The following is a 13,722-nucleotide window of genomic DNA, read 5'->3' as shown; positions in this document are numbered from 1 at the left end:
ATAAATTTAGAAAAGCATGAGAAAATTAGAGATTTCAAGCTACATGCGATATCTGAGGTATATCGCATTCGTTTTGCTTTTGTATCCGTTATCAGTTCTTGGAGCACAAGGACATCTTTCGGTAAAAGGGCAATCGATAAGTATCAAACAAATGATGCAAATCATTGAGAAAAACAGTGATTATACCTTCTTTTACAATGATGCAGATTTAAAGAAAACATCAAATAAAGACATCAACTGTAGTGGACCTATTAAGGATGTTTTGGACAAGGTATTCGAAAACAGTGGCATTAGCTATATCATTAAAGGTAAAGAGATCATCTTACGAGTAGAAGAGAAGACCGCATCACAACAAAAGAGACGTACAGTGAGCGGTACAGTGACGGATGCAGTAGATGGAACTCCAATTATCGGAGCAAATATTCTGGTAAAGGGAGAAAATACAGGAGTAATTACTGATATAGATGGAAATTTCAGCATTTCAATTCCAGCAAAAAAAGGAACAATATTAATCGTTAGTTATATCGGTTTCAAAAAGAGGGAAGTTCCCGTAGAAGATTTAGGTATAATCAATATAAAATTAGAATCTGACAATGAAGTATTGGATGAAGTTGTCATTGTTGGCTCCGGAACGCAAAAAAAGGTCAGCGTTACAGGTGCTATCACAAGCGTGAAAGGAATGGAGCTAAAAGCACCAAGTTCTTCACTCACAAATTCATTTGCCGGAAAGTTGGCTGGTGTAATTTCAACAACCACTAGTGGTGAACCTGGAGCTGCATCTGAATTCTATATCCGTGGAATTGCAACATTCGGCGGACGGGCTACCCCGCTCATCATGTTAGACGATGTAGAAATCAACAGTACAGACTTAAATAACATACCGGCTGAAACGATCGAAAGCTTTTCTATTCTAAAAGATGCATCAGCAACAGCTATTTATGGTGCACGTGGAGCGAATGGCGTTATGTTGGTTACCACCAAAAGAGGGCAGGAAAACACAAAAGCCAGAATCAATATCACTGTAGAAAACTCATTCAGCAATCCGATGCGATTCCCTAAATTCGCAGATGGAGCTACTTGGATGGAAATGTATAATGAGGCTCAATTAACTCGTACACCAGGAGCAACAGCGAAATACTCACAAGAACAAATTGATGGTACACGCAATCATTTAAACCCTTATGTTTATCCAGATGTTGACTGGGGCGATTTGATTTTTAAAAATATGTCAATGAATCAACGCGCTAATATCAATTTATCGGGTGGTGGCTCTAAAGTTACTTACTATATGAGTTTAAATGTAAATCATGATACTGGTTTATTAGATTCCCCGAAATTGTATTCATGGAATAACAACATTAATAATTTAAAATACAATTTCCAAAACAACATTTCATACAAGGTGACTTCCAGTACGAAGATAGACTTAAATATGAATGCGCAAATAGGTAATTTGAAGGGACCGAATTTCAGTTCCACCGATTTATTCCAAATGACCCTGACTGCCAATCCTATAAATTTCCCAGCCTACTACCCACAGGAAGGAGATGATCACATGAGATTTGGTAACAACTATCTCAGCGGTACTAATTACCGGGTGAATCCATACGCATTTATGTCTACTTCATTTAAACAAACAGATGAAAGTACCTTAAATACAACTCTAAAAATAGCCCAAGAGTTAGAATTTGTCACAAAAGGATTAAGTGTCAATGCTTTGGTTAACTTTAAAAGTTTTTCAACTACTGCTTATGCACGAAGCATAGAGCCTTATTATTATCGTGTAGCCAGCGGTAGCTATGATCCTGCCAATCCCACCACATATGATTTAGAAAGATTAGGAACATCTGGTACTGACTATATCTCAGAAGGTGATATAATCAAAAATAGTGACCGTACCATAACATTACAATTCCAACTTAATTATCAACGTCAATTCGGGTTACATAATATAGGTGGAATGTTAATGTACATGCAGCGTGACTATAAGGAGACTTATTATGGTAATCTTTTGCCAAAACGTAATCAGGGACTTTCCGGACGCCTTACTTATGATTACGGGCAACGCTATCTGTTTGAATTCAATTTTGGTTACAATGGAACAGAACGTCTTGCCAAAGGAAACAGATTTGAATTCTTTCCTGCAGCATCTATTGGTTGGGTTGTCAGCAACGAACCTTTCTTTGAATCACTTCGCCATAAAATCGATAACATGAAACTAAGGGCTTCTTTTGGGCTTGTCGGTAGTGATGAAACAGGTTTAATAGCAAATTCACCGCACTTCCTTTACATCGATTCATTTACCCTTAACAATGTCGGTTTTACAACTGGAGAAGATTGGAATACTACGAAAAAAGGACCTTTTGTCAATCAATATGGAGTTGTTAACGGCGGATGGGAACGTTCGCGCAAACTTGACATAGGTTTGGATTTGACACTATTCAAAAACTGGAATATCACAGCTGACTATTTCCATGAACGCCGCTACAACATTCTGATTCACCGTGAAGCATGGCCGGAATCCCTTGGTTACTACACTGCCAAACCATGGAAAAACATGGGAGAAGTAAGCAACTGGGGATTCGAGTTCAGCACTAACTATCATCAACAGATTACAAAAGATTTATCTATGGATATTCGTGGTAATTTCACATATACCCAAAATCGATATGAGAATTTGGACGAACCGCTTTATCCATACAATTGGCAAATTTCAACCGGACATTCATTAGCTGCATCTTACGGTTACATTGCAGAAGGATTATTCCAAAGTCAGGAAGAGATAGATAATAGTCCTGTACAAAGCTTGGGAAGTACACCGCAACCCGGTGATATCAAATATCGCGATTTGAATGGTGATGGCATTATTGACTCTTACGATAGTTCTCTTATTTCCGAATATGGAAAGACACCACGTATCCAGTATGGTATCGGACTAAATATCACATACAAGAAATTCGACTTGGGAGTCTTTTTCAACGGTTCTGCCATGCGTAAAATTTTTGTATCAGGTATTCATCCTTTCGGAGAAGGAGACCGAAACATTTTCCAATTTATTGCTGATGACTACTGGACAGAAGCTAATCCGAATCCAAACGCCAAGTATCCTCGTCTCGGGCTTACCAACGGAAGCGTAGCCAACAACCAGCAAACCAGTACTTACTGGATGAGAAACGGTAACTTTATCCGTTTTAAAACCTTAGAAGTAGGTTATCGCTTCAAATATGGACGCATCTATCTTACAGGAGATAACCTTGCCATATTTTCACCGTTTAAAGAATGGGATCCAGAATTGGAATGGTACAAATATCCATTGCAGAGAACGTTTAATGTCGGATTACAACTGAATTTTTAAATAAAAAAATCTGTTAGAATATGAAATTACTTAATAATATAAAAGTATGGAGTTGCGCATTTTTTGCAGCAACATGTTGCCTGGTAAGTTCATGTAACTTCCTTGATGTAGTTCCTGTTGAGCAAGCAAGTCTTCCGGATGCTACAAAAGACGCAGAATCTACACTCGGTTTTCTTTATTCCTGCTATGCCGGAGTTAGAAATCCCATGGCTTATACTGATTCGGAAGCAAGTGCGGATGAATATGCCTTACCCGAACTATGGGGACATGCAGCACATAAAATGGCTTATAACTTGAATACACCTCAAAGTCTTGTAGACCATCGCTGGGGCTCATTTTACCGTTTTGTCGGACAAACTCACTTATTCCTGCAAGAACTAAATAATGCACAAGCCATCACGGAACAACAGCGAATTGAATGGACGGCTGAAGCTAAGTTCCTGCTTGCTTATTACCATTTTGAAGTACTTCGTTTCTACGGTCCTTGTCCTATTACAGATTCTTATGTACCACAAGATACTCCTAATGCCGAATATCACGGTCGTTCTCATTACGATTATGTAACGGAATGGATTGTCAACATGTTGCAAGACGCAATAAACAACGGACTCCCTGAAACTCGCTCTGATGTCACCGAATGGGGACGTGCAACCGTGGTAATAGCCAAGGCACTGAAAGCAAGGGTATTGCTGTATGCCGCTTCACCGTTATGGAATGGCAGTTTTCCTTTCCCGGAATGGCAAAATAAGAATTGTGAGACTCCCGGTTATGGAAAGGAGCTAGTTAGCAAAACTTATAGTAGAGAAAAATGGGTACGTGCAGAAAAAGCATGTGAAGAAGCTTTACAAGCAGCAAAAGACAACGGATTTGCACTCTTCACCAATGAAGAGAAGTACTTGGAACAAAAACTTCCTTTACCTTACATACCCAATGTTAATACTACAACAGAAGAAGGTCAGGCATTCGCCAAGAAAGTACTTTTGATGCGCTATATTATACAAATGAGAGCCAGTGAAGGTAATAGAGAAACGATATGGGGATTGAATTCTGATGATAGTAATTATATGGCATCATTACCCACTCGCGTATTAAAGTTAAATAGCGGTAACTGGTATAGCGGATATAGTGGCATATCACCCTATCTTTATACTATAGAGCATTTTTATACTAAAAAAGGGAAGCTTCCGGAAAAAGATCCAAGTTTTTATGATAAAGGTGATTGGTTGAAGAGTGCCAATATAGCTGGACGAGAAGACATTACCAATATTAATCTAGATCGCGAACCACGTTATTATGCATGGATTGCTTTCAATGGAGGTGATTTTACTTCTACCCTATGTGCCGGACAGCCGCTTAAACTAGAAATGAGAAATGGAGAAAAACAAGGATACAATCCTTCACTCTTCAATAGAGACCATTGTGTAACAGGTTTCCTGTGTCAGAAATTTATTCAACCTAATTTAAATTTGTCTGTCAATAATTCCTGGAACCGGGAAGCTAAACCCAAACCTTTGATAAGAATGGCAGAACTGTATCTTAACCTTGCCGAATGTCAGGCTGCGTTAGATGACAAAGATGCGCTAGAAAATTTGAATGTAATTCGTGAACGTGCAGGTGTACCGGCATTGACAACTTCGGACTTAACCGGAGAAATGACGTTAATGGACTGGGTACGCAATGAACGCTTCATTGAATTGTGGGGTGAAGGACAACGCTACTTTGATATTCGCCGATGGGCGGAAGGTCCTAAATACTTAGCTTCGGGTAAACGTGAAGGTCTGAATGCTGAAGCTAAAGTGAATCCGACTTTTGATGAGTACAATCAACGCATAAAAGTACCACAGCCTTATATGTGGGAAAACAGAATGTATATTGCTCCTGTCTTTTACAATGAGGTGTATAAGAATCCACAAATGGTTCAAGCACCCAATTATTAATTATTAAATGCATATGAATATGAAAAAGATATATTTAGCATCATTATTGTTAGGACTACTAGTTACCCAAATTAGTTGTAGCGACGTTGATGAAAATGAAATCTATCAAAATGAATTTCATAAAATTCTTTTGCTGAAAACAAATGGTGTATTAGACCTGACTGTATATAATACAGGTGAAGACTCAAATTATGAGTTTTCAGTCATGAAATCCGGTACTTCACCAGAAACAACAGCTAATGCTTATATTTCGCCAATGACCGAAGAAGAGTTGCAAACCTATTCAGATGATCGGGGACTAAATCTTCTGGAGGTTCCTTCAAATTGCTATGAACTATCCGAAAAGGAATTATATTTTAATCCTAACGAAAGATATAAAAAAATAGAACTGGCCTTGCATACTAATATGATAGCCCAGTTACCTGCTAGTGAGGCAGACTATGTAATTCCGCTAATACTGAAAAGTGAGAATGATTCTATCAACGAAAGTAAGAATATATTAATCATTAAACCCAATATCATCATTCCATCTGTACTATTCAAACAGACGGGATTGGTCACTCAATATTGCGGAAAAGGAAAAACAACAATAGAAGTTCCTCTAGAACTACAAATTGATAATAAATGGGACTTTACCTGTACAGTCGGAGTAGATGAGAGCAAGATTCAAGGTAACACACTACTGCGTAAAGGATATACTTTAGCAAACGACGGCGTAGTAACTTTCTCCAAAGGTAATAAATCAGCCACACTGAAAGTAACAGTAGACAGAGCAGAAGCAGAGCTGGAAGAATTAAACATGGAAACACTTGTACTTCCTTTATCGATAGAAAGCGTCAGTCTCGAAACATTCGGAAAAGATCAGGAGGCTTACTTATTAGGAATAAATTCCCAATATCCACTAATGTCAAATATGTTATCGACCAACGCTCAGGAACCAAGCGAAGGTGCCTTATCTAATATTTTGGATGGTAAGATAGGAACATACTTCCACAGTGCATGGAGTATTGCAATAAGTGAAGAACATTATGTACAAGTTGATTTGCCGGAATCTTATTCATCATTCATGTTCTCATATATCAATAGAGAAGCGAATGGTAATGCTGCTCTAGGCATATTTGATGTGAGTGTTAGCAGCGATAAGAAGAATTTCACTAAAATAAAGAGTTTCGATAAAGATATCGACGGGCTTCCCGGTACAGGCGCCGGAGTATTTAATTCTACTGAATTAAAAAGTGAATCAGCTTTCAACAGCATACGGTTTACCTGTAAAAAGAACTGGACAGGCGGAGCATACTTTGTATGGAGTGAATTCAGTCTATACGTTCTATAAGGTTTAATACTAATGAATATGAAAATGAGGATGCATGTAAAGCACCTCATTTTCATATAAAACTATAAACTATGCTCAAAAAAAGATTTATATTCAGATACATAACCTGTTTGATATTGATTGCATTATTTAGTTGCAAGGATGACAAGGAAGCCGATACTGCTATCTTTGAAATATCAACAGAATATTTGAAAAAAGAGATTGACAAATCTGCGGTTAGTTTTTCAATACCAGTGAACACTACACTTTCTACTAAAGAATGGCAAATAAAGTACACAGATAAATGGATTACCACATTTCAGTCAAACAATCAAATAAGTATTTCAGTACAAGAAAATACGGGAGACAAGAGAACTGCTACTATTAATGTCATCTCGTCCATTCGTAAATATACGATCGATATTACCCAGTATGGTCCAAACGACGTCATAACAGAAAGTGATTTTAAAGTCAAGCCATATGGTGGTAAGGATAGTGAACATCAGGAAGGTCAAGATATAACCAATACTTTCGATGACAAATTCTCAAATGATGGTGGTACGCCATTTCATACAAAATGGGGACAAAGTGCCCGTTTTCCTGTAACTTTGGAATATTATTTCCGCGGAGATACAGAAATAGATTACCTCATCTATTATACTCGTTCCGGTAATGGAAACTTTGGAGAAGTGGATATTTATACTGCTACCGATCAAGGACGCAAAAATTATGAACTCCAAGGTAGTTACGATTTCGGAATGCAAAATTCACCTTCGAAAGTTGTATTCGCGCAACCAGTCAAAGCAACAGGAATCAAATTTGAAGTCCAAAGCGGACTAGGCAACTTCGTCAGCTGCGATGAAATGCAGTTCTTTAAACGAAATACAGAAAAAACTCTGCCACAAAAATTGATGACTGTATTTACGGATATCACTTGTTCGGAACTAAAATCGGATGTGACACAGGAACAAATAGATGCACTACCCGACTACTTCGTGCGCATAGCGGGAGCGCTTCGCAATAATACATATGATGAATGGGAAAAAAAGTTCCGAATTCATAATTATGAAGCATACAGTAACGTGGAAAAGTGGGCTGAAAAATTGATGACCAAGAAATACAGCAATCTGGACAACCCCACTGGAATCAGCGTAGAAAAGGGAGATGAAATCATCGTACTTGTAGGAGATACTCATCATCAAAATATTTCTCTACAATGTATCGGAGAGGAAAATCAATCAGAATCAGGCGAGGGCGGCAGTACACATAACTATGTGCAGACAGCCGCTAGCGGCGAATCTTATTTCTTGGAAGAAGGAGTCAATAAATTAACAATGCGTAGTGCAGGCCAACTATTCGTTATGTACAACACGGATATAACTTCGGCTAGTGCCCAACCTGTGAAAATACATATTCCACTAGGCAGTGGCAAAGTTACCGGATATTTCGATTTAAAGACTGACAAAACGGATGAGAAATATGCAGAGTTGTTATCAAAAGCAACCCATAAATATTTCTGTGTGCGGGGAGAAAAGATTATGTTCTATTTCCACCGGACAAAAATGCGTGAGCATCTACCTAATAATATCCTTTCGGCTATAAACCTCTGGGATGATATTATCGGCTGGCAACAAGAGTTGATGGGAATAGAAGATGTACGTCCGTCGCAGGTAAACAATCATATATTTGCCATCTCACCAGAAGGAAGTTATATGTGGGCTTCAGACTACCGAATTGCGTTCACAACAACCAAATTGGGCGATATTTTATTAAAAGATAATGTAATGGCAGTTGAAGATAATGCTTGGGGACCTGCTCATGAAATTGGGCATGTACATCAAATGGCTATCAACTGGGCTAGTTCCACTGAATCGTCCAATAATCTGTTCTCCAATTATATCATCTACAAACTCGGTAAATACAAGTCTCGTGGAAACGGGTTAATGAAAGTTGCCACTGCCCGATATGCAAATAAACAAGCTTGGTATAATATGGGAGATGCCACTCATCAAAACGAAGATACTGAAGTACATATGCGCATGAACTGGCAATTATGGAATTATTATCATCGATGCGGATATAAAAACAATTTTTGGCAAACCTTATTCAAATTGTTGCGTGAAATGGGACTGAACGATACGGATGATCCGGGACGAAAACAACTTGAATTTGCTAAAATGGCAAGTAAAGCTGCCAATGAAAACCTTACAGATTTCTTTGAAATGTGGGGATTCTTCATACCAGTGAATACTAAAATCGAACAGTATGGAGAGTACCAATATACAGTAACCCAATCCATGATTAATGCGGCAAAAGAATACATGAGCCAGTTCCCCAAACCCAAACATGCTTTCCAATATATAGAAGATCGTAAAAAGGATGAGTTTCCATCAACAGACTATCGATATACGGAAGTGGGAGATGTCGGATACTATACGCAATTCAAAGATAATCAAAAAATAAACAAGACTCCGTCAGCTATTATCTCTGGTAAATCAATTACCATATCAAACGGAGACGAGGCTGTAGCATTCGAAATAAGAAAAGGTACAAATGAAACTGGAGATTTACTCTATTTTTCAAATTTTGTCCAATTCACTATACCTTCTTCTATTGACACAAGTGGAGCTTCTCTCTATGCGGTGCAGGCAGATGGAGTGCGAAAATTTATCGCACTAATTTGAATTTAATATCAACACTATAGATAAAAGCTATGAGAATGGTAGGTAGCATAAGACCTGCCATTCTTATATATCTACTAAAATAATACATATTGACCATATTAATCAAGAATATCTATGAATACACTTTATAAGTTCACTATATTAATTCCATTTCTTTTTATTTGCAATAGCAGTATACTATTCTCATGTCAAGCCAAAAGCCAATTACCATCGGAAGAGTCTTCTGCAGATGTATCAAAACAAGAAATAAAAGGTGTAGTACTACCTGAGGATATTCAAATTATCCCGATCAGCGGAAAAGCCAGTGAATGTCATCCCGGTTATGACATAGACAAATCATACGACGGTAAATTCACAGAAGGAACTGACGAATCTCATTATCACAGTTCATGGAGCAATACAACTTTCCCTGTCACGTTGGAGTATTTCTTCAAAGGAGATACGGAAATCAATTACTTCATCTATTATACCCGCTCCGGAAATGGTAACTTTGGCGAAGTCGAAGTATACACCTCTACTGATTCCGGCAGAAAGAATTATACATTGCAGGGAACTTACGACTTCAAGATGAAAAACGACCCGAGCAAAATCGTTTTCAAAAAGGGAGTAAAAGCCACGGGAATAAAGTTTGTTGTCAAAAGCGGGCTCGGCAACTTTGTCAGTTGTGATGAAATGCATTTTTTTCAAAAGAATACAGACAAGACATTAGAAAGTAAGCTATTGGGCGTATTCAAAGATATCACTTGTAGCGAATTGAAGCCTGATGCCACCGATAAAGACATTAATAAGCTACCAAGCAACTATTTTGTCCGCATAGCCGAAGCACTGAAAAACAATTCTTATGACGAATGGGAGAAAGAATTCCGTATTCGCAAATACAATGCTTATAGTGACATCAACGAATGGGCTGAGAAACTGATGACCAAACATTACAGCAGTCTGGACAACCTGACCGGAATTGCTGTAGAGAAAGACGATGAAATCATTGTTCTTGTTGGCGACACCTACGGACGCGAAGTTTCGCTACAATGTGTGGGAGAAGAAAAAACGAATTTCTGGGAAGCAAATGAATATGTGCAGACTGCCGCTTCGGGTGATGTTTATTATCTGGAACCGGGTATTAATAAAATCAAGATACGCAACAAGGGACAGTTGTTTGTCATGTACAACTGCGACCTGACCAGTAATCCGAAGCCCATAAAAATACATATTCCATTGGGGAGCGGAACTGTCAGTGGTTTCTTTGACTTGAAAGAACATAAGACAGATGCCAAGTATGCCGAGTTGCTATCCAAAGCGACCGACAAGTATTTCGGAGTACGTGGAGATAAGATTATCTTCTATTTTCACCGGGATAAACTGCGCGAGTTCGTTAAAGATGAAATTTTATCCGCCATCGGTCTGTGGGATAATATCATCGGTTGGGAACAAGAGTTGATGGGCATTGAAGATGTACGACCCGCTCAGGTAAACAATCATTTGTTTGCTATTTCACCCGAAGGTGCTTACATGTGGGCATCTGATTATCGCATCGCATTTGTATATACTTACTTGCAGAATATCTTGTTATATGATAATGTAATGAGCGCCAAAGATAATGCCTGGGGACCTGCGCATGAAATCGGGCATATCCACCAACTAGCAATAGACTGGCCAAGTTCTACAGAGTCGTCCAATAATCTGTTTTCCAATTTCATTCTATATAAACTTGGTAAATATTGCTCTCGCGGCACGGAGTTGAATCTCCCTAAAGCTGATGATAACCGAACGACTGACACTAATGGAAATATTACAAGTATGACACTCTCGGAAGCTCATTGTGTACTCAATCGGGCATGGTGCAACTTTGGCAGTAATTATCAAGGAGAAAACACTGAATTACATATGCGTATGAACTGGCAGTTATGGAACTACTATCACCGCTGTGGACATAAACCTGATTTTTGGCAGAAACTATTTAAGTTGATGCGGGAACACCGGACGAGTTCCATTAATCCTGGAGATAAACAGCTATTATTTGCCCGAATGGCCTGCGAAGCGGCACAGGAAGATTTGACCGAGTTCTTCGAAATGTGGGGATTCTTTGTGCCTGTGAATACACAGATAGACCAATATGGTAGCTATCAGTACATCGTGACAGATGATATGATTAAGGAAACCAGGCAAGCTATGGCTAAATATCCGAAGAAAGCCAAGCCATTCTATTATCTGGAAGACAGGAAAGCAGGCGATGAAGGATTGGATACTACTCCACCGAATGTGGGTTACTATACGCAATTCCAAACGCTGAAGCCGATAACAAAAGATATTGACGGACACATCAACGGCCGGGAAGTAAGTATCACCAATGGAGATGAAGCCGTAGCTTTCGAACTAAGAGAAAAAGATGCCAATGGAAAACTACTTTATTTTTCTACCTTCACCAAGTTCGAAATACCTCTGTCAGTATCGCTGACATATGCCAAACTATACGCTGTACAGGCTGATGGAAAACGGATCCTGTTAGCTGGATAATTATTACTTAACACAGATTATCAACGCATTCAAGTAAAGGGCACTAAAACGTTAAGCTATACTAAAAAGGCCGTTTCTTTTTAGGAGAAGTTCCTCAATGCGTGTCCTTTATATGGATGCGTTGTGATAATCAGTATTCCTATGGATATTTAAGAAATGCTAAAAAAAGTATCATAACATAGGGTTATGCTTTTTCCACGTGTATTTATTCCGTATTAACGAAGTATTACCGTCGCAACGCAAACACATTAAGACAAGATGAAATCAAAGAAAAAAGTAGGACTCATTTTCTACCTGAAATATGAATTTATAGTAAAAATATCTGTTACAGATATACATAATTGACTATTAATTACTACTTTTGACAGCGGAATGAAAAACAACAAATAACCCCTATTTTAAAAACTTAAAAAATGATGAAGAAACTACTAACAGCCGTTGCAATCGGTCTCACTTTGTTGACTTGGCACACCAGTTGCACACAACCAAAGGCAGCACAAGCCTTTACTCCTATTAAAGTAGAAACACCTGTTCGTCCTGCAGGGCAAGAAGATGTAATCCAACTCGTTGCTCCTAAGATTGACACTGTACGTGTCGGTTTCATCGGTTTAGGAATGCGCGGTCCCGGTGCTGTTGCACGTTGGACACATATTCCAGGCAGTAAAGTTGTAGCTTTATGCGACCTGCGCCCTGAACGTGTTGAGAAAGCACAGGAAATCCTGAAAAATGCCGGACTGGCAGAAGCTGCTTCTTACAGCGGTTCGGAAGATGCATGGAAACAACTTTGCGAACGTGACGATATCGACCTCGTGTATATCGCAACAGACTGGAAGCACCATGCAGAAATGGGTGTTTATGCAATGGAGCACGGTAAGCACGTGGCTATCGAAGTTCCCGCTGCTATGACACTGGACGAAATTTGGCAATTAATCAATACATCCGAAAAAACTCGTAAGCACTGTATGCAACTTGAGAACTGTGTATATGACTTCTTTGAACTGACTTCTTTGAACATGGCTCAACAAGGTGTATTCGGTGAAGTACTTCACGTAGAAGGTTCATACATCCATAATCTGGAAGATTTCTGGCCTGAATACTGGGATAACTGGAGAATGGATTACAATCATAAGCATCGTGGTGATGTATATGCTACTCATGGCATGGGCCCTGCCTGTCAGGTTCTCAATATCCACCGTGGTGACCGCATGAAAACATTGGTTTCTATGGATACAAAAGCTGTCAACGGACCGGCTTATATCAAAAAGCAGACAGGTGAAGAAGTTACTGATTTCCAGAATGGTGACCAGACTTCAACATTGATTCGCACTGAAAACGGTAAGACTATGTTGATTCAGCATAACGTAATGACTCCCCGTCCATACAGCCGTATGTATCAGGTAGTAGGTGCTGATGGTTATGCAAGCAAATATCCGATTGAAGAATACTGTTTGAGACCTTCACAAATTGATTCTAACGATGTTCCTAATCACGAAAATCTGAACGCACATGGTTCTGTTCCTGCAGATGTTAAGAAAGCCTTGATGGATAAATACAAAGATCCTATTCACATCGAACTGGAAGAGACTGCTAAGAAAGTTGGTGGTCACGGTGGTATGGACTTTATCATGGACTATCGCCTGGCATACTGTTTGCAGAATGGTCTGCCATTGGACATGGACGTTTACGACCTTGCAGAATGGTGCTGTATGGCTGAACTTACCCGCCTTTCTATCGAAAACAATTCGGCTCCGGTTGAAGTTCCCGATTTCACTCGCGGCGGATGGAATAAGGTACAAGGCTACCGTCACGCTTTTGCAAAATAATAAAATAGAATTTTCCTTTTTTGCACGAACACTGCGAACCAATCCGGCTTTCCCCCCCAAAGCCGGATTATTCATAGGTTCGTGTTTGAACATTTTA

The 13,722-nt window shown here is 39.0% G+C and carries 6 protein-coding genes; all 6 read left to right on the top strand.

Features of this window, described 5'->3' with window-relative positions:
• Window positions 1–16 precede the first annotated feature (16 nt).
• The 6 genes from HC965_RS18730 (at window position 17) to HC965_RS18705 (ending at window position 13,625) form a co-directional block, all read left to right on the top strand.
• Window positions 17–3,355 carry a TonB-dependent receptor gene (locus HC965_RS18730; protein WP_191032879.1) on the top strand — a complete coding sequence of 1,113 codons (3,339 nt, stop codon included), beginning with the start codon at window positions 17–19 and terminating at the stop codon, window positions 3,353–3,355.
• A 20-nt stretch (window positions 3,356–3,375) separates the two neighbouring features.
• Window positions 3,376–5,292, top strand: coding sequence for a RagB/SusD family nutrient uptake outer membrane protein (locus tag HC965_RS18725; protein WP_191032878.1), 1,917 nt, complete (start codon window positions 3,376–3,378; stop codon window positions 5,290–5,292).
• A 19-nt stretch (window positions 5,293–5,311) separates the two neighbouring features.
• The gene (locus tag HC965_RS18720) at window positions 5,312–6,625 is read left to right on the top strand and encodes a BT_3987 domain-containing protein (RefSeq protein ID WP_191032877.1); all 1,314 of its coding nucleotides are present in this window, start codon (window positions 5,312–5,314) and stop codon (window positions 6,623–6,625) included.
• Window positions 6,626–6,696: 71 nt separating this feature from the next.
• Entirely contained in the window at window positions 6,697–9,288 is a 2,592-nt protein-coding gene (locus HC965_RS18715; RefSeq protein WP_191032876.1) for a M60 family metallopeptidase, read from the top strand.
• A gap of 114 nt (window positions 9,289–9,402) precedes the next feature.
• Complete coding sequence (locus HC965_RS18710; RefSeq protein ID WP_191032875.1) at window positions 9,403–11,802, top strand: M60 family metallopeptidase; 2,400 nt, start codon at window positions 9,403–9,405, stop codon at window positions 11,800–11,802.
• A gap of 416 nt (window positions 11,803–12,218) precedes the next feature.
• Complete coding sequence (locus tag HC965_RS18705) at window positions 12,219–13,625, top strand: Gfo/Idh/MocA family protein (RefSeq protein ID WP_191033159.1); 1,407 nt, start codon at window positions 12,219–12,221, stop codon at window positions 13,623–13,625.
• Window positions 13,626–13,722 lie beyond the last annotated feature (97 nt).

The sequence above is a fragment of the Bacteroides sp. GM023 genome (genome assembly GCF_014750685.1).
Taxonomy (GTDB): Bacteria; Bacteroidota; Bacteroidia; order Bacteroidales; family Bacteroidaceae; genus Bacteroides.
Note: the sequence above shows the minus strand (reverse complement) of the source record. Positions and strands in the feature narration are given on the sequence as shown.